Origin of the sequence: Salinispora oceanensis, from assembly GCF_000383575.1 — a bacterium.
GTDB lineage: Bacteria > Actinomycetota > Actinomycetes > Mycobacteriales > Micromonosporaceae > Micromonospora > Micromonospora oceanensis.
Map to the genome: position 1 here is coordinate 1,971,219 of NZ_KB911579.1, position 16,806 is coordinate 1,988,024.

At 69.5% G+C, this 16,806-nt stretch carries 20 protein-coding genes and 1 tRNA gene; 5 read left to right on the forward strand and 16 right to left on the reverse strand.

Features of this window, described 5'->3' with window-relative positions; all coding sequences use genetic code 11:
• Positions 1–2 precede the first annotated feature (2 nt).
• From SALPAC4_RS0109155 to SALPAC4_RS0109185, 7 genes are read right to left on the reverse strand one after another with little or no spacing between them, the layout of a single operon-like run.
• A complete protein-coding gene (locus SALPAC4_RS0109155; protein WP_019870071.1) occupies positions 3–872 on the reverse strand; it encodes a type II secretion system F family protein in 870 nt (289 codons plus the stop codon).
• On the reverse strand, positions 869–1,771 hold the full coding sequence (locus tag SALPAC4_RS0109160) for a type II secretion system F family protein (RefSeq protein WP_050564575.1): 903 nt from the start codon (positions 1,769–1,771) through the stop codon (positions 869–871). Before SALPAC4_RS0109160 ends, SALPAC4_RS0109155 begins: the two co-directional genes overlap by 4 nt.
• Positions 1,768–3,282 (reverse strand): CpaF family protein, encoded by a 1,515-nt coding sequence (locus SALPAC4_RS0109165; RefSeq protein ID WP_019870072.1) that lies wholly within the window; start codon positions 3,280–3,282, stop codon positions 1,768–1,770. Before SALPAC4_RS0109165 ends, SALPAC4_RS0109160 begins: the two co-directional genes overlap by 4 nt.
• The gene (locus tag SALPAC4_RS0109170) at positions 3,272–4,099 is read right to left on the reverse strand and encodes a P-loop NTPase family protein (protein WP_018732095.1); all 828 of its coding nucleotides are present in this window, start codon (positions 4,097–4,099) and stop codon (positions 3,272–3,274) included. The genes SALPAC4_RS0109165 and SALPAC4_RS0109170 overlap by 11 nt, the downstream gene beginning before the upstream one ends.
• A gap of 2 nt (positions 4,100–4,101) precedes the next feature.
• On the reverse strand, positions 4,102–4,761 hold the full coding sequence (locus SALPAC4_RS0109175) for an SAF domain-containing protein (RefSeq protein WP_018732094.1): 660 nt from the start codon (positions 4,759–4,761) through the stop codon (positions 4,102–4,104).
• A complete protein-coding gene (locus SALPAC4_RS0109180) occupies positions 4,758–5,717 on the reverse strand; it encodes a hypothetical protein (RefSeq protein ID WP_019870073.1) in 960 nt (319 codons plus the stop codon). The genes SALPAC4_RS0109175 and SALPAC4_RS0109180 overlap by 4 nt, the downstream gene beginning before the upstream one ends.
• Positions 5,711–6,253 carry a hypothetical protein gene (locus SALPAC4_RS0109185; protein WP_019870074.1) on the reverse strand — a complete coding sequence of 181 codons (543 nt, stop codon included), beginning with the start codon at positions 6,251–6,253 and terminating at the stop codon, positions 5,711–5,713. The genes SALPAC4_RS0109180 and SALPAC4_RS0109185 overlap by 7 nt, the downstream gene beginning before the upstream one ends.
• A 369-nt stretch (positions 6,254–6,622) precedes the next feature.
• On the opposite strand from SALPAC4_RS0109185, the gene SALPAC4_RS0109190 reads away from it, so the two are divergent.
• The gene (locus SALPAC4_RS0109190; protein ID WP_019870075.1) at positions 6,623–7,384 is read left to right on the forward strand and encodes a prepilin peptidase; all 762 of its coding nucleotides are present in this window, start codon (positions 6,623–6,625) and stop codon (positions 7,382–7,384) included.
• Positions 7,385–7,493: 109 nt separating this feature from the next.
• On the opposite strand, the gene SALPAC4_RS0109195 is transcribed toward SALPAC4_RS0109190, so the two are convergent.
• Both SALPAC4_RS0109195 and SALPAC4_RS0109200 read right to left on the reverse strand, forming a co-directional pair.
• Positions 7,494–7,685 carry a DUF397 domain-containing protein gene (locus SALPAC4_RS0109195; RefSeq protein WP_018735064.1) on the reverse strand — a complete coding sequence of 64 codons (192 nt, stop codon included), beginning with the start codon at positions 7,683–7,685 and terminating at the stop codon, positions 7,494–7,496.
• Entirely contained in the window at positions 7,672–8,469 is a 798-nt protein-coding gene (locus tag SALPAC4_RS0109200; RefSeq protein ID WP_019870076.1) for a helix-turn-helix domain-containing protein, read from the reverse strand. The genes SALPAC4_RS0109195 and SALPAC4_RS0109200 overlap by 14 nt, the downstream gene beginning before the upstream one ends.
• 596 nt (positions 8,470–9,065) lie before the next feature.
• Here SALPAC4_RS0109200 and SALPAC4_RS28410 point away from each other — a divergent pair.
• Positions 9,066–9,407, forward strand: a complete 342-nt coding sequence (locus SALPAC4_RS28410) for a hypothetical protein (protein ID WP_033665051.1) — start codon at positions 9,066–9,068, stop codon at positions 9,405–9,407.
• A gap of 55 nt (positions 9,408–9,462) precedes the next feature.
• On the opposite strand, the gene SALPAC4_RS0109210 is transcribed toward SALPAC4_RS28410, so the two are convergent.
• Positions 9,463–9,909, reverse strand: coding sequence for an NUDIX domain-containing protein (locus SALPAC4_RS0109210; RefSeq protein WP_020113475.1), 447 nt, complete (start codon positions 9,907–9,909; stop codon positions 9,463–9,465).
• A 464-nt stretch (positions 9,910–10,373) separates the two neighbouring features.
• Complete coding sequence (locus tag SALPAC4_RS0109215) at positions 10,374–10,820, reverse strand: NUDIX domain-containing protein (protein WP_020113476.1); 447 nt, start codon at positions 10,818–10,820, stop codon at positions 10,374–10,376.
• Positions 10,821–11,173: 353 nt separating this feature from the next.
• On the opposite strand from SALPAC4_RS0109215, the gene SALPAC4_RS0109225 reads away from it, so the two are divergent.
• Together SALPAC4_RS0109225 and SALPAC4_RS0109230 are read left to right on the forward strand one after the other, a co-directional pair.
• A complete protein-coding gene (locus SALPAC4_RS0109225; protein ID WP_223874726.1) occupies positions 11,174–11,890 on the forward strand; it encodes a hypothetical protein in 717 nt (238 codons plus the stop codon).
• 622 nt (positions 11,891–12,512) lie between these two features.
• Positions 12,513–12,830, forward strand: a complete 318-nt coding sequence (locus tag SALPAC4_RS0109230; protein ID WP_019870082.1) for a hypothetical protein — start codon at positions 12,513–12,515, stop codon at positions 12,828–12,830.
• A gap of 53 nt (positions 12,831–12,883) precedes the next feature.
• Here SALPAC4_RS0109230 and SALPAC4_RS0109235 read toward each other — a convergent pair whose 3' ends face one another.
• The 4 genes from SALPAC4_RS0109235 to SALPAC4_RS0109250 all read right to left on the reverse strand — a co-directional run bounded on the left by SALPAC4_RS0109235 (position 12,884) and on the right by SALPAC4_RS0109250 (position 15,173).
• The gene (locus SALPAC4_RS0109235) at positions 12,884–13,327 is read right to left on the reverse strand and encodes a hypothetical protein (RefSeq protein ID WP_019870083.1); all 444 of its coding nucleotides are present in this window, start codon (positions 13,325–13,327) and stop codon (positions 12,884–12,886) included.
• A gap of 194 nt (positions 13,328–13,521) precedes the next feature.
• Entirely contained in the window at positions 13,522–14,346 is an 825-nt protein-coding gene (locus SALPAC4_RS0109240; protein WP_019870084.1) for a MerR family transcriptional regulator, read from the reverse strand.
• A gap of 280 nt (positions 14,347–14,626) precedes the next feature.
• Positions 14,627–14,965, reverse strand: a complete 339-nt coding sequence (locus SALPAC4_RS0109245; RefSeq protein WP_020113477.1) for a HEAT repeat domain-containing protein — start codon at positions 14,963–14,965, stop codon at positions 14,627–14,629.
• A gap of 121 nt (positions 14,966–15,086) precedes the next feature.
• Positions 15,087–15,173: transfer RNA gene (locus tag SALPAC4_RS0109250), tRNA-Ser, on the reverse strand.
• A gap of 148 nt (positions 15,174–15,321) precedes the next feature.
• Between SALPAC4_RS0109250 and SALPAC4_RS0109255 the strand changes: the two genes are divergently transcribed.
• Positions 15,322–16,299, forward strand: coding sequence for an NAD(P)H-quinone oxidoreductase (locus tag SALPAC4_RS0109255; RefSeq protein WP_019870085.1), 978 nt, complete (start codon positions 15,322–15,324; stop codon positions 16,297–16,299).
• Between the two features lie 31 nt (positions 16,300–16,330).
• On the opposite strand, the gene soxR is transcribed toward SALPAC4_RS0109255, so the two are convergent.
• On the reverse strand, positions 16,331–16,768 hold the full coding sequence (soxR, locus tag SALPAC4_RS0109260; RefSeq protein ID WP_019870086.1) for a redox-sensitive transcriptional activator SoxR: 438 nt from the start codon (positions 16,766–16,768) through the stop codon (positions 16,331–16,333).
• Positions 16,769–16,806 lie beyond the last annotated feature (38 nt).

The following is a 16,806-nucleotide window of genomic DNA, read 5'->3' on the forward strand; positions in this document are numbered from 1 at the left end:
CGTCAGAGACGGGCGAGGAACGGGTAGGTGGCGAAACCAAGCAGTACGAAGACGAGCAGGGCACCCGGGATGTCCAGTCGGCCGGTCACCCCCTCCGCCCGCGCCAGGTTGTCGGTGCGGATCTGGTCGCGCAGCGAGTCGGCCCGGCTGCGCAGGGTCTCGTGCACCTGCGCGCCCTCGCTACCTGAGGAGCGCATGATCGCGCCCACGTCGCCGAGCTCGGGAATGCCGATCCGGTCGGCGAGCTCCCGCAGCTCGTCCCAGGGCGAGTGCATCTGGAGCTGGGCGAGGCGCAGCGACTCCCGGATCCGGTCGAAGACCCAGCCGTCGCAGACCTCCGCCGCCCGCTCCAGCGACTGCACCGGCCCGTGCGCGGCGGAGAGCTGCAACGCCACCAGATCCAGGTAGGTGCAGACGGCGGCGCGGAACTCGCCGCGGGCCGCCTCCGCCTTGGTCAGCACCGCGCGGTGCGCGAGCCACGCGCAGATCAGCGCCAGGCCGATGCTGCCCAGCACCGGTACGGCTACCGGCAGCGCGACGCCCATGGCGGCGAAGGTGAAGCTGAGCAGGGTCGGCGAGGCGAGCCCGATCAACGCGGAGAGCAGCAACGACAGGGCGTACTGCTCGGGGGTACGGCCGAGCAGGGCGAGCTGTTGGTGCGGCGGACGCAGCCACCGGGCGATCCCGGTCAGCCACTCCAGCCGCTGGCCGGCGGGCCCGGCCGGGTGGGACGCCCCCGGCGGCTGGTGCAGCCGCCGCAGCGCGGGACCGAGCGCCGGGGTCGCCGGAAGGAGCTCCTGGACCACCAGGAAAACCCCGAGCCCGACCAGCGCCCCGGCGGTCACCGCGATGGTCAACAACCAGTTCGTCACGTCAGCACCTCCTGCGGCTCGGGCGCCGACAGGAAGCGGGCCGGCCGCTGCGGCTGACTCATCGCCCGGACCCAGGCCAGCAGGACGATGAAGGACACCCCGAGCACCGCCATCACGAACTGCCCCGTCGGGGTGCCGTACGGGCGGATGTAGTCGGTGTTCAACAGCCCGTACGCGAGCACCGCCAGGGTCATACCGGTGAGGAAGCGGACCGCGAACCGGGGCTGGGTACGTTTGGCCTCGATCTCCCGTCGGGTGGCGACCTCGGCGCTGGCGGCTGCGGCGATCGAGCCGAGTACGTCGCCGAGGCGCTCCCCCCGATCGGTCAGGTGCAGAATCAGCGCCGCCACCACCTGGTCGCAGACCGGATCGGCGATCTCGTCAGCGAAGGCCAGCAGGGCGGGCCGGGCCAGCCAGCCAGCCTGGAGGCGGGCGGCGAGCAGCCGTACCTCCTCCTGGATCTCCTCCGGTGCGGTGGCGACGGTGCCGGTGATCGCGGCCTGCAGGCCCTGCCCAGTGGCCGAGATGTCCTTAAGTCGTCGGGTCCACTCACCGACCGCCTCGATCCGGGCGATGGCCCGTTGCTCGGCCCGGCCCACCGAGAAGAGCCAGGGCGTGCCGGGAACCGCGACGGCGACCAGCAGGCCGACCACCGGAAGCCCGGTCAGCAGGAAGCCCAGCGCGCCGGCGAACACCGCGCCGACGAGGAGCAGCTGGTGGAAGCGGCGCTCCCGCGCCGTGGTGCCGAGGCCAAGCCGGCTGAGCCCGCGCCGGGCTCCGGGGCCCGGGCCGGGTGGACGGCGGGTGCCGACGATCGCGACGACGGCCAGCAGCAGCCCGGCCACGCAGGCGGCACCGGAGAGCACCGCGATGAGTTCGATGTCGACGGCGGCGTTCATCGTTGGGCCAGCCGCGTCTGCCGGGGGCGCCGCCACGCGCCGCTGCCCGCCTCGACCCACCGGCTGAGCAGTCGGGTGTCGTAGCCGACCCGCAGGAGCTGCGCGCGGATCCGCTCCGGTAGGTGCCGGGGCACCGCCCGCCCGTCCGGGCCGGGCCCGAAGACCGTGGTGGTGGTGATCCGGTCGCTGTCGCCGACGCCGATCACCTCCTCGATGTGGGAGACGAAGCGGTGCTTGCGACCGCCGATCGCGGTCTCGTCCTCGATGGTGACGTAGACGATCAGGTCGAGGGCGTTGCCGGCCATCCGGCGGGCCTGCTCCACGGTCATCTCCCGGCCGTGCGCCAGGGCCAGCTCGATGATCCGGTCGCCGACGCCGGCCGGGGTGCGGGCGTGGATCGTGCACATCGAGCCGCGGCTGGTGGTCATCGCCTGGAGCATCGGCACGATCTCCCGGGAGCGAACCTCGCCGACGATGATCCGCAGGACGCCCATCCGCAGCGACACCGGGATGAGGTCGGCGATGCTGACCTCACCGGCCGGGCGGCCGTCCGGCCCGCGTTCGCCGTGCCCCTCGCGGGCTTCGAAGCTCATCACCGCCCGGTGCCGGTCGCCGCGGCGGGCCGGTAGCAGCTCCCGGCTCTCCTCCAGCAGCACGTACGGCTCATCGGCCGGGATCTCGTTCATCAGGGCCCGGATGACAGTTGTCTTACCCGCCCCGGCCAGGCCGGCGACCATGATGTTCAGGCCGGCGCGCAGGGCGGCGCGAAGGAAGTCGCGCAGCAGCGGGTCGAGCATCTCGTCCAGGTCGTTCCGGCCGCCGGCGAGGTCGTCCAGCCCCACGTCGAGCGTGTTGTGCTTGCGGATCACCGCGTAGGGGCGGTGGCTGACCAGGAACACCGCGGCGAGCCGGCTGCCGTCGGGCAGTTGCAGGTCGAGGGTGGGCTTGGAGGTGGAGAGCGAGCGTTCGGTGGCGCCCGCCCGCCGGGCCGCCGCCTGCAGGATCTCCACCAACTCCTCGTCGCTGTCGGCGATCGGCTCGATCCAGTCGACTCCGCCGCCGCGCCGGGTGACGCGCACCTGGTCGCAGCCGAGAATGTGCACCTCTTCGATGCTCTCGTCCACCAGCAGGGTCTGGAGCCGGCCGAGCCCGGCCAGCTCGGCGGTCACCTGGTCGAGCAGGATCCGTTCCTCGTCGGCGGTGAGCGGGGTGCCGGCCCGACGGACCGCGTCGGCGTACGCGGAGACGACCGCGACCGCCAGCCGGGCGCGCTCGGTGTCCTCGGCGTCGGGGTCGAACTCCCGGCCGCGCTGCCAGTGGGTGAGCCGTTCGCTGAGCTCTCGGCGCAGCTCCCGGACGACCTGGAAGTCGACCCGGGGGCGGGGCGGTGGCTCCGGCCGGGCAGCGGTGGACCCCGGCTGCCGGCCGTTCGGCGGGGCCAGCGGGGGCGCGGTCGAGGTGGCGGTCGGGGGGTGCCGCCGGGGGTCGGCGGAGACGGGTTCAAATCGCATTCGACGCCTCCTGCGTCACCGCGCCGGCGCCTTCGTGGCCCGCCGCCGGCCAGGCCAGGCGGGCCCGCCGCCGGTCCAGCAGCGTCCCGATCGGCACCTCCAGCTCGCTGGCGGCGCGCAGCAGTGGCCGGCCGACCCGCACGGTCCCACCGAGGGTCAACACCTCGGCGGTACGCGGGTCGTGCGGCAGCCGCGCGACGACCGGCACCTGCAACGCCTTGCTGATCTCGCCGCGCCCGTGCCCGTCACCGACCAGCAGCAGCCGCAGCGTGCCCGGGGCGACCCGGTGCTCGGTGAAGTCCCGCTGGATCGTCCGGACCAGCGCGCGGGTGGCCGAGACCTCGGGCAGCCGCGCCCGGGTGACCACCAGCACCACCGAGGCGGCGCGCAGGAGCGGCCAGGGCGGGCCGGGTACGTGCAGGCGGCCACAGTCGACGAGGACGTCGTACGGGGGGTCGCCGCGGTCGAGTTCGGTGAAGAAGTCGGCGAACCGTTGCCAGAGCGGGGTGACGCTGCCGGCCTGGGCGGGGTCGACCACGCCGGGCAGCAGCAGCCGTTCCCGTCTCGGCGCGTCCAGGTCGACCAGCTGCGACCAGAACGTCGCCTCCAGGTTGCCGTCCCGCAGCTCCCCGACGGCCAGCTCACCGATGCCCCGGGGCCCGTCGAGCGTGCCGCCGAGGTAGCCGGCGAGCAGGGATCCGCCCGCCGGGTCGCACTCGGCGAGCACCAGCCGCCGGTGCCAGGTCAGGGCGCAGGCCAGCGCCGAGGTGGTGACCCCCGGCGAGCCCTTCGCGGCGACCAGCGCGATGATCGCCATGCTCAGGCCGCCTCGGTGAGCACGATGGCGATCCGGTCCTGGGCCACCAGCGCCGCCACCGCCGGCACGTCCCGTACGGCGAGCGCCAGGTAGACCACCATCTCGTCGTCGTTTCCGACGATGTTGGCATCGATCACGGTGGCCTCGAACCGGGTCGCCGTGGTGACTGACCGGTCGTCGTTGCCGGCCGGGGTGCTGACCAGGGACACCTTGTCCCCGGGGTGCAGTTGCCGGGCCGGCGCCTGGGCCAGGTCCAGGCCCACCGAGAGCTGCTGCTGGCCGGCGGCGAGCAGCGGTTTGTCGGTGAGCTGTTCCATGGTGAGCAGCGTTCCGGGGACGAGCGACACCTTCGCCCGCTTCCCGACCACCTCGCCCTGCTGCCCGGCCGGCACCGGGGAGAGCCCCGCCCCACCGGCGACCTGCACGGTCACCAGGTCGTCGGCGCTGACCAGGCGGCCAACCTCGACCGGTCGGGCCACCGCCAGGTAGCTGCCGGTGGCGCGGACCGCGTTGACGGCGAAGGCCGAACCGAGTCCGCCGAGGGCGATCAGGAGGACGGCGAGGCCGAGCAGGCCGGGGCGCATCCGGCGCTGCCGGAGCACCTTGGGCGGGGTGATCGGGGCGTCGGCTGTCGCCGCTGCGTTGCTGGTCGCGAGGCTCACTGGGTTACCACCTGAAGCTCATCGATCTCGATCGTCACGGTGCCGCTGGTCCGGGTGACCTCGAAGCTGCCGCTCTCGCCGCCGCCGCTCCAGCTCACCGTCCAGTGCGTGGTCGCCTGGATCTGGTAGTTGCCGGGCTCCGGGTAGCCGCTGTGGTAGCCGCAGTCCGGGGAACGCTTTCCGGCCAGTGGGCTATCCGATTCGTACGCCGTCCCGGCGCCGGAGCAGGTCACCTTGGTGCCGTTGCCCATGTCCCAGCGCACCCGGGTGACTTCCGCCGCGATCGAGACGGTCAGCCCCCGGTCGCTGGCGGCGGCCTGCTGCGGGCCGAAGTAGTGGCGGGGTTGGCCGGACCCGGCCGTGCTGGCCCACATCCACACCGGCAGGCCGACCAGCCCGGCGCCGATGTGCCGGCGGGGGGCGACGGCCACCCGCGGCGGGAGCAGGTCGATGGAGGCGAGCGCTCGCCGGGCCAGTTCCGCCGGGTCGGGCGGGGTGCCGAAGCCGGGCGGCGGGGCGTCGAGCAGCTCCATTCGCTGCCAGCCGATACCGCCACTCCTACAGGTCACCAGATACCAGTCGAAGCCGTCCGGAGTGCCCTCGGGCTGGGGCTCGATCAGCTTGTAATAGCAGCCGTCACCGTTGTGGAACCAGCCGAGCACCTCGTCGTAGCAGGGGACGACCTCGCCGTCCCGCTGGCACGTCGCACCGCCACCGTCGCCGCCGCCCCCGCCGTCACCGGGGCCACCACCTCCCGGGTCCCCGCCACTGCCGGGGTCGTCGTCCCAGACCTCACAGGTGTTCTGCCCGGGTGGGCAGATCACGTCCGGCGGGTCGGCGCGGCCGGCGGCGGGTGCGACTGCCGCCGCCAGCCCGAGGGTAAGGAGCGCTGCCAGCCCGCTGGCGATCAGCGCCGCCAGCGGGGTGCGACGGGATCGGGCGGCCCGGGTCAGCATGGCTGGTCCTCATGGGCGGCCCCGGTGTTGACCAGCCAGCGGCCGTCCGGGTATCGGGCCACGGTCACGGTGGCCAGATGCCGGGTGCTCTGGTTGCCGGGCACGACCCGCTCGTCTTCCGCGTAGACCAGCCACCAGTCGGTCGCGTCGAGGCAGTCCTGGATCTCGACGGTGGCCGGGACACCCACGAGGTCCACGGCGGTCACGACGGGGTCCGAACGGAGGGTGCCGATGCGGATGGCGCCGTGCTCTTTGGCGGTGCGGATGGTGAACCGAACCCGGGTCAACAACGGGTCGGCCAGGTAGGTGGTGAGTTCCGGGTGGTGTGGGTCGCTGTCGCCACTCGCTTCCTGCGTCACCGCGAGATATCCGGAATAGGCGGCGAGCGCGGCTTTCCGAGCATTTCGCTCATCCGCTTCCCCCGACGCCGGAGCAGGTTGATCAACCACGCTCACCGTCTCGACCGGCGCTTCCCGGTCGGTGCCGCAGCCGGCCACGGCACCCAACACCGCGCCCACCACCAGGTACGCCGACACGCCCCTGCGCTGCCTTCCTCGCACTGTCCCGACCCTCCTCGTCGACCTCCACCGGGCGGTCGCTACCCGGCGAATCCGGACATGCGGAAGCGCGGCCAGATGCTGCCATCCGGGCCCCATACAAGGCATCCGCATTTACCGTTACCGACTTGTAAGAAAGATGACTCCCACCCCGCCCACAGTTTCTTGATCGAATGATTGCAGGGTCACCTTGCACTCAATGGGCGAGCATAGGCTGACGACAGCCGATACAACAGGGGCAATTCAGTTGAACACGCTCAGTAATGAAAGGTGGTGGGGCGTGGAGCCCTCAGGTCAGGTCAGTCGAGACCAAAGCGCCACCCAACAATTACTGTCTGTATTCAGTCGATGGAGTTCGACATGACGGTGACCGGTTCCCGCCGTACCGCACCCCGCTCGCTGCTGGCCGCGCTCACGATCACCCCGGTGCTCCGACTCGCCGCCGTACGGCACTCCGTACCGGTGGGGGTGGAGGCCCGGCTCGGCTGCGACGCCTGCGGCGCCCCGATCAGCCTGACCCGATCCGGGCCGGCGATCGGGCCGCGCGCCCGGTGCGGCGGGTGCGGCGCGCGGGTCGGCCCCCCACCTGGCACGGTGGAGGTCGCCGCGCTCGCCGCCGGCCTGATGCTGCTGCTGGCCGGCGGGCCCATCATCGAGCTGGCCGCGGTGGCCTGGTGGCTCGGCTGGGCGGTGCCGCTCGCTTTCGTTGACGCCGCGGTGCACCGGCTGCCGGACCGACTCACCGGCCCCGCGACGCTCGGCACCTGGCTGCTGCTCGGACTGGCCGCGACCCTCGACACCGGGTACGCCCCCTGGCTGCGCGCCACCGCCGCCGGGCTCGGCCTGGGCCTGCTCTTCGCCACCAGCACCCTCCTGCTCGGCCGGCGGGGCTTCGGACTCGGCGACGCGAAGCTCGCGGTCGGGGTGGGTCTGCTCCTGGGCTGGCACGGCTGGCCGGTTCTGGTGCTCGGGCTGCTACTCGCCTTCACCCTCGCCGCTGTGACCGCCCTGACGCTGCTCGCCACCGGGCGGGCCCGCTGGTCCAGTCACCTGCCCTTCGGCCCGTTCCTCCTGCTCGCCACCCCGGCCACGCTGCTGCTCACCGGGTGACAGGAGAGTGGACGACGAAGCGCCCGTCCCCTGAAAATCTGCCAGGTGGGGGACGGGCGCAGGTCGGGTCGACACCCGGATCGGGATGACCTCGCTGGTGCCGCGGTGGTCAGTCGCGGCCGGGCAACTGGGCGACGAACGCCCGCCACGCCCCCGGCCCGAACACCAGCGCCGGCCCGGTCGGGTCCTTGGAATCCCGCACCCCGACGATGCCCGGAAGGTTGCCGGCGACCTCGACGCAGTCGCCGCCGCTCGTGCCGCTGCGAGTGGACTTCTTCCAGCGAGCGTTACTGAGGTTCATGCAGGCACTCCGCTTCTTTGATCAGCGCGACCGATGAGGCTTGCGGGAGGGCGACGCCCCGCACAGTCTCCCACCTGGTCTGAAGGGTCGCCACCCCTTCCTCGGCGGTGACGACCTCGCCGGCAAGCTGGTCCTCCAGGTGCACGACCCAACCTCCATCCGGGAGCATTGCCAGGGCGAGCGGACCGGAGAGCCCGGCGTGCAGGCCCGCGGCCGTAGGAATCACGTGAATGTGGAGGTACGGCAGCTCCGCCATCCGGAGTAGATGCGCGAGTTGCTCGGCCATGATGGCGTCCCCGAGCCGCAGCGCTCCCTCGTTGATGACGGCCACGACCTGCGGCGGTCGGTCGCGGGTCAGGATCTTCTGCCGCTCCAGCCGAGCCGAGACCTGCTGCTCCACCTCGAACTCGGGCCGGGTGTCGTCAAACCGCAGGACCGTGCGGGCGTAGTTCTCGGTCTGGAGCAGGCCCGGAATCAGATTCGGGTGAAAGTAGCGGAGTTGCCGCGCGACCGCCTCGGCCTCCAGCCAGGGCTTGAACCAGGCGGGCTGCTCGTCCCGGTGCGCCAGCCGCAGCAGCGACTCGAAGAGGCCGCCGGTCTCCAGGATCTCGTCCGCCCGACACGCGTACGGCAGGTCAGTCATTCGGGTGCCGGTCTCCACCGCCGACACGGTCGACGCCGAGTAGTTCGTTCGACGCCCGAACTCCTCCTGACTCATGCCGGCGAGCGCCCGCTGTCGACGGAGCTGCACCCGGATGAGATCAGCGGCACGTTCAGATTCCATCGGCCCTCCAGAGATTCTTCTAGATCGCCACACCACGCCAGCCCAACAAGCAAGATCGCCAAGCGCCGCCAGGAAAAGAGCACGATCGCCAGACCCTCGCCAGGATCAGCATGAAGCCCTTCCGCCGCCAGGTGGTTAACACAGAGAGTGAATTGAGACGGCGTGAGCCGGTGGAGGACTTTCCCGCCGGAGGCGCCTGTCGGACCGCCCCCACCCCCGCGCTGTCAGTGGGGGCGGTCCTCCACCAACATCAAGGAGGTCCAGATGCGAATTCGCTGGTTTGGTTGGCGTCGGAGGAACACCGCGCCGCCCCGCCCGCACGAGACGAACGCGCCGTACCGCGCAGGCGGGGCGCACCGAGCGGGCGGAGCACACCGGGCAGGCAGATCACCCCGCAGCAACGCGCCGTACCGGGCAAGCGGACCACACCGGGGAAGTAGGCCGTACCGGGAAAACAGGCCGTACCGGGGAAGCGGGCCTGACCGCCCAGCGAGCCTGCCGGCATGGATGACCCAACCCACCCTCGCCGAACCCCAACCCGGACGCGTCGGCCGACTCACCCCCGCCCAACAATGGCGAGCCAACGGAGGCCACTGGTGAACCCCCGCCACAACCTCCCCACACCACGACTCGGCCCCCACCCCCAACACCCACGCCACCGCACCAGAAACCAACCACCCCACACACCCCTACGACCCACCTGGACCTGCCGCGCCTGCGGCCACCCCTGGCCCTGCGCCGAAGCCCGCCTCCTCCTCACCGCCCAATACGACACCCGGCAATCGAGCCTATCGATCTACCTCGCCGGACTCTGCTACGAAGCCATGCACGACCTCTACCACCTCAACCCCCACGACGCACCACACCCCCGCGAACTATTCGAACGCTTCGTCGCCTGGGGGCCGTTCCGGCGGTCGGCGCGGAAGCTCCCCGATTGAGGTTTCGATGCCGAGGCGAGGCGGGGACCGTGGTCGGCACCGCCAGCAGCAGCGATCAACCGGCCCGGACCAACTGGCGGTACTCCGCCGAGCCCAGAAAGCGCGGCACGATCTCCGCGTTAGCCCGCCCGAACTCCAGGGTGAGCACGTCAGCCCGGTCAACGAATCGCATCGCCGCCCCCTCCCCACACACCACATCCGCATCGGTGGCGCTGGTCGACGCGTAGAAAATTGAAAATTCGCCGACCGTGCCGGGGAAGCTCCCCGCCGGAGCCAGGCCCCGCCAGAACAGGCGCAGCTCATCGACTCTGAGACCGGTCTCCTCATAGAGCTCTCGGTGGGCAGCCACCAACGGCTCCTCGCCCGGATCCAGGTGGCCACCAGGTAGCGACCATCGATGCGGATCCACTTCGGTGTTGCCGTCTCGAAGCTGCAACAACAACCGACCCCCAGGATCGACCAAAATCACACCCGCGATCCGTACATCCACTCGCGTCACCATGCGCGCAGCCTAATCCAGCTGGGCTACGGGTATGGATTGAAAGTTCGGCTACCGTGCTTGGCTCCGGAAGTTCGAAAGTGACCTCCGCGTCCCGCACCACGCCTCCCCTTCCGTCCGCCGTGGATGCCGAGTGCCGCACCCTTACCCGCGACCTTCGTCGCCGAGGCGTACTGGCGCTCTCCGCCTTCGGTCTTGTCTGGGCCGTGGCAACGTGGGAATCGTGGGCCTGCACTTCTTCCCCCTCGCCCGGCTGTATGACCAGTGGCAGTACCGGTGGACCGCGTCCCTGCTGACCGTCGTCGCGGTCGCCGGCTTCTCGCTCGTCGTGGCCGGCTTCGCGAAGGGACCGTACGGATCGTGGTCGGCCTGGGCTGCGCCGTGGTGCTGTGGACCTCGTCGTACCATCTGGCCCTGCGCGGCTGACGGCAGTCGCCAGCGCACGCTGCCTCCGCCAGCAGCAGCGATCAACCGGCCCGGACCAACTGGCGGTACTCCGCCGAGCCCAGGAAACGCCGCACGATCTCCGCGTCAGCCCGCCCGAACTCCAGGGTGAGCACGTCAGCCCGGTCAACGAATCGCATCGCCGCCCCCTCCCCACACACCACATCCGCATCGGTGGCGCTGGTCGACGCGTAGAAAATTGAAAACTCGCCGACCGTGCCGGGGACGCCCCCCACCGGAGCCAGGCCCCGCCAGAACAGGCGCAGCTCATCGACTCTGAGACCGGTCTCCTCATAGAGCTCTCGGTGGGCAGCCACCAACGGCTCCTCGCCCGGATCCAGGTGGCCACCAGGTAGCGACCATCGATGCGGATCCACTTCGGTGTTGCCGTCTCGAAGCTGCAACAACAACCGACCCCGGGGATCAACCAAGATCACACCGGCGATCCGTACGTCCACTCGCGTCACCATGCGCGCAGCCTAATCCAGCTGGGCTATCTGTAGAGCCACCATGATCAGCCTTCCGCCCTTACCTACCGGGATTAACCCTCGTCACACAGCGCGCCTACCGCGAGGCGCACCTCAACCTGTCTTCCCTCGGTCCAGATCATCAGCGGTACGCACTCCGGACTCGCCACCCAGGTGCGGCCGGTGAACAAAGCTACCGAACCACCCTCTGAAACAAGCCTTGACGGGCATCGATCACGGTGTTGGCCCAGAAATGTGGCGGGTTCGGCGCAGGTTCGTGGCATCCGAGTCGGTCAGGGAAAAATAGGGGACAGTCCGGATGCTCTGGGTCGCGACGTGGCGAAAGATAACTCGGCATGCAGAACCGAGTGACAGCAGCGCTACTCCGCTACGTCGAGCAGACGTACGGGCCGGACATGTGGCGTCGGCTGGCCACGGCCACTACGACGGTGCCCTCAGCAATGAGATCGCTGAAGGGCCGCCGTTTCGTGGCCTCGATCCTTGCCCTACCTCTCGCGCTGGTGACCACCGCTCTCACCGTGGTGCTCGCCGGCATCATGCTGATCAATGTCGGTTACCCGCTGCGGCAGGTCCTCGGTCTGGGCGGTCACGAGGGCAACGTATGGGCCAGCACCTACTACGACGCTTGGGGCGGTCCTACCCTGTTGGTTGCCTGGGCGGTGCACGCAATGCTCGCGATCCTGGTCCTTTTCCCACTGCTGGGTTGGGCCATCCGCGGTCTCGTTCAGCTTCAGCTACGCCCCGCCCCGACCACGATCGCATCTCCGCGTGCGGTGGATGCGGTCGTAGCGTCCGGAAAACGTGGGCGGCCCCGAACTCGTAGACAAACCGGGACGCGCAGGCGGGATGCCCGGTGGCGGCGGGTCCGTATTGCTTCCGCGGCGTTCGGTTCGGTGTACATGTTGGCCCTGCTGGCGAACACGGCGGGAATCGGTGACAACGTCATCTGGGTGCCGCGCGACGTGCTGAGTACATGTGCGCTGATCGTCGTCTTCAGCCCGCTGGTCGCCGCCGCGGTGCTGGTTTTCCGCACGGAGCCGCCCGAACGGTGAGCGGCCCAGTCGCGAAGTGTCGAAGGGTTGCGTGAACAAGGTCGACGCAGTCACATCCGCTAGCTATCTACTGGTGGCACGACCGCTGCCCGGTCAGGCATGGTCGAGGTGACCGGTGGAGTCGCTCTCTTGTCAGCTGCCCACTGCACGGTCGCAGCAGCGGCCCGGTCGGGCCTGTCGTTACTGCGCCCCGCCTCATCACCCGCCAGATCCTCGCCGAACCCAAGGCCGGACTATTCACCCTGACCCCGCCGACGACGTCCACGTAACCCCACCCACCCAGGTCGCTGACGAACCGCATCACACATCGGACGTCAGCTCCCGAACCGCTCTCAGCAGACAGGAGGCCACCGTGGCAAGTCCCAACCTCGGACATCGGCATACACTGCTTGACCCTTCCATACGACCACTGACAAACAACTTTCACCACAGTAAACGCGAAAGCTGTTATCCGAACACGACGCATATCTTGAAGAGACACGAAGGATCGTCTACGTTTACACCCGCGCGCCGACCACGACGGTGACTGCCTCGAAAGCGCCACGCACGACAAGGCCGCCGCCGTCTCCATGACCGGTGGGGAGGCAAGGCACATGCGGAGGTCTACCTGGGCGGTGATGAGGTGAGCCGCGTACTCCCGTTCATCGCGGGCGGCGCTCTCCTCGGTGCCGTCGCCGGCCTCTCCATCGGGCTGGGTAACTACACGGCCGCATGGATCGTCTGGCTCCTGTACTTCGGCGTGGTTGAAGTGACGGCGGTGCTCAACAGTCGCGACGGTGACACCCTGTCCGAGCACGTCTGGTTGTGGTTCGGCACGCAGCGCCGCAAGCCCGGCGAGCCGGTCCGGAAGGTCACGGGCTGGGTGTGGCTGCGGCGGTTCGCACTGCTGGCGTTCGTGACCTGGCTCGCCCTTCACTTCCTCACCGGGGGCCTCTTCTGATCGCCTGGCTCCACTGCCCCATCGCACACGTCACGGGTTCCGACCCCTGACAGCTAGTCCAAGATCCAAACCCGCATGTCCGAAAACGCCTCGGTGCTGCCGAGCACAGCGATGACAGCAGACACGCAGAGCGCCACGAAGACACGTGAATGCCTTGTTGAGTCCGCTCGCACTCGCCGACTCACCGCATAGCCGAGCAGAACCAAGGAGCCAAGCACAACCCCGGTGAAGGGACTCATCACTGCCGCAGCCGTGCCGAGCCCGTGCAGAACCCTCGCAAGCAGGTTGCCGAGACCCGCCCCTAAATCCTTCGGATCATTGCCCTCGCCGGTTACGAAATCGTGGCTCCCCAGCGCAAGTCGAGCGAAGCCATAAAGGAGGAGTACGGAAAGGTAGCTAATCCCGAATGCCAACTGAAGCCAGGTCGCACCCCGCACCACCAAGGACCACGGGCGGGGAAATTCGTCCGCGTCAGCGACATTGACCGAACTACTCATCCCTAAATACCTCCGGCCGATGGATAGTTCTGAGCGACAGTACGTCCCACTGCTCAGAACATCAAGCAAGCCTGACATTCGCGCTAGGAGCGGAAGAGGCCGGCGTACGGATCGCTGTCGTGCCAGGGGTAGTCGTGCCGCCGGAATGCGGCGGCGACCAGCCTCGGGGTGGCGGGGAGCTGCTGGCCGCCCGATCAGCGCGGCGTCTTGTCTATGGGGAACTGTACTTCGGTGAGCAGCTCAGCGGGACTGACCGTTCGCGGGTCGTTGAGGTAGACCTCGCGCGGTGGGCCCGCTGGATGAATACCCTCCTGCTCGATCCACCCGGTGACGACGTGATAAGCGGGGCTGATCTCCTGGTATGGCCCTCGGTGGACGGTGGTGGCGACCGGGCCGCCGGGGAGCTCACGGTAGCGGACCGGGTCGCCGGATAGGACGGTGCCGGCCGGGACCGGGATGCAGATCTCGATGTCGCCGTTGGTCTGTTCGTCGATGACGTCGTGGTAGATGACGAACGGCTTCCCGTTGGACTCGGCGCCGGCGTTGCCGATGGCGTTGACGACCGTGCCGAAGCCACGGCCCATATCGGCACCGATCGCATTGAGGCTGGTGTGCAGGGTGAGGCTGGCCACCGGAATGGTGGCGGCTTCCTTCACGATGACGTCGTAGGGCATGACACGTCCTCCTCGATCGATGAGTGCTTGGAGGAAGCGCAGCATCTGCTCCTGCTCGGCGAGCCGGGCCCGCAACCGCTCCCGATGCGCGACGAGGCGTTTGCCGGTCAGTTCCGGGTCGTCGTCGGCGAGTAGGTCACGGATGTCCGCGATCGGCATGTCGATTGCGCGTAGCATCCGGATCGCCTCGGCCCGCTCGGCCTGGGCCCGCCGGTAGTAGCGGTAGCCCGAGGACGGGTCGACCCAGGCGGGTGCGAGCAGGCCCTGCTCGTTGTAGAAGCGCAGGGCCTTGACTGACAGCCGGCTCATCCGGGAGAAACGCCCAATCGGGATCAGGTCGTCCATGCTCGGTTCCTCCGTTCCGCACCGATGCTGGAGTCTCCCCTGGCGGGAGAGTCAAGCCTGGGACGGCGGTTCGGCGGGTCGCGGGCCAATTCCAGAACGGCCCGGCTGTACAGACGTCAACGGTCGGCCCGATCCGCTGCGACGGGACCTGGCGCAGGAGTTGGTCGACGTTGGCCAGGAGCCGCCCGCACTGGGCGCGGACCGAACATCAGGCCCGGCGCCGTTCTAGGCCCCGGCGGAAGCCCATACGCAATTATTTCGTAATCTGGCCGTTGAAGGGTCAGTCGTTGAGTCCGTTGCATCGCGCTTTCCACAGCTCTCGCCGTGCCTGTTTGGTGTTGAGGCGCTTCAGTCCAATGACAGCCCAAGACCGGAATGACTCGTCGTCGCTGTATAGTTGTTCGGTGAGTAATGGCAGCGCTTGGGATGAGCGGGCTTCGCCGATGAGTTCGAGCAGCCAGCAGCGCAAGCCGTGGCCGTTTCGTTCCTGAGCGAACTCAGCGATGAGTTCGTCAAGGTGGTCGGCGGCGTGAGGAAGTAGGAGGCCGAAGCCGTCTTCCATGGCTTGTGGATCATGACGGCGCATGAGCCACATGGCCCGCTCGAACCGCTTAGTCATGGCGGTGAGGCTAGCTGACCAGTGGCATGCGGCAACCCCGAGCGAGACTGATTCGATTTTCCTAGCCTCGCCCCTAGCCGGCGTGCTCGCTGGCCAGGGGGCGTTTTGCTGCCCATCGACGCGGAGGGTGTGGGATTCGAACCCACGAAGACATCACTGCCTTACCGGTTTTCAAGACCAGCGCCATCGGCCACTAGGCGAACCCTCCCGGCGTACCACCCCGTGGGCGGCTACCGTGCCCTAGTCTGCCACGGCGACCCGGCCGACGGGCAGGCGCGCCCACCGACACGCCGTCCACAGTGGGTATGAACGGTATGGGCTCCCGGGTGGGTACCGGCGTCGGGTAGACAGGGACCATGCAGGCGATCACGATCCAGGAGTTCGGCGGGCCCGAGATGTTGGTCTGGTCCGAGGTGCCCGATCCGGTGCCCGGCCCCGGCGAGGTGATCGTTGACGTACGGGCCAGCGCGGTCAACCGGGCCGATGTGCTGCAACGGCAGGGCCACTACCCGCCGCCCCCAGGTGCGCCCCCGTACCCGGGTCTGGAGTGCTCCGGGGTGATCAGCGCGGTCGCCGACGACGTCTCCGGTTGGGCGGTGGGTGAGCCGGTCTGTGCACTGCTGGCCGGCGGCGGGTACGCGGAGCGGGTGGCGGTCCCGACCGGTCAGCTGCTGCCGGTGCCCGACGGCATGGACCTGGTGGAGGCGGCGGCGCTACCGGAGGTGGCCTGCACGGTCTGGTCGAACGTCGTGCAGCGGGCGAAGCTGGCCGCCGGGGAGACGCTGCTGGTGCACGGCGGCGGCAGTGGGGTCGGCACGTTCGCGATCCAGCTCGGCGCAGCCCTCGGGGCGACGGTGCTGGTGACCGCGCGGTTGGCCAAGCACGACCGGCTGCGGGCCCTCGGCGCCGCCCACCCGATCGACTATCGGGAGCAGGACTTCGCCGCGGAGGTTCGCCAGCTCACCGGTGGCCGGGGCGCGGACGTGATCCTCGACATCATGGGCGCGGCCTACCTGAGGCAGAACGTGGCCGCGCTCGCCACCGGCGGCCGGCTGATGGTGATCGGCCTGCAGGGCGGCCGGAAGGGGGAGCTGGATCTCGGTGCGCTGCTGGTGAAACGGGCGACGGTGACCGCGACCGCCCTGCGTTCCCTCCCGCTGGGCCAGAAGGCGGAGATCGTCAAGGGGGTACGCGAGCAGGTGTGGCCGCTGATCGTGGCCGGCCAGGTCCACCCGGTCGTGGACCGCCGCCTGCCGATTACCGACGTGGCCGAGGCCCACCGCCTCGTCGAGTCGAACGAGCACCTCGGCAAGGTGTTGTTGACCGTCGGCTAGCGCGGCATCGCCGGGCCGGAACCCGGGTCGGCTAGCGCGGCATCGCCAGGCGTGCACCGGGCCCTTCGTCGGCGACCTGGTCGCCCGGGTTGCTGAGAATGCAGCGCCGCAGCGACAGGCACCCACAGCCGATGCACCCGTCGAGGTCGTCCCGGAGCCGGGTCAGGAGCGTGATCTTCTCGTCCAGCCGGTTCCGCCACAGTTGGGAGAGCTGGGTCCAGTCCTCCGGGGTCGGGGTCCGGGCAGCCGGCAGGGATTCGAGCGCCTCGCGGATCTCCTCCAGCGAGATGCCGACCTGTTGGGAGATCCGGATGAACGCCACTCGGCGCAGTTCACCGCGCGCGTACCGGCGTTGGTTGCCGCCGGTGCGGTCGGCGCGGAGCAGCCCCATCCGCTCGTAGTAGCGCAGCGCGGACGACGCCACCCCGCTGCGTGCGGAGAGCTGGCCGATGGTCAATGACTCCTGCATCACGTCACCTTGAGCTAAAGTTGGCTTCAAGTTGCAGG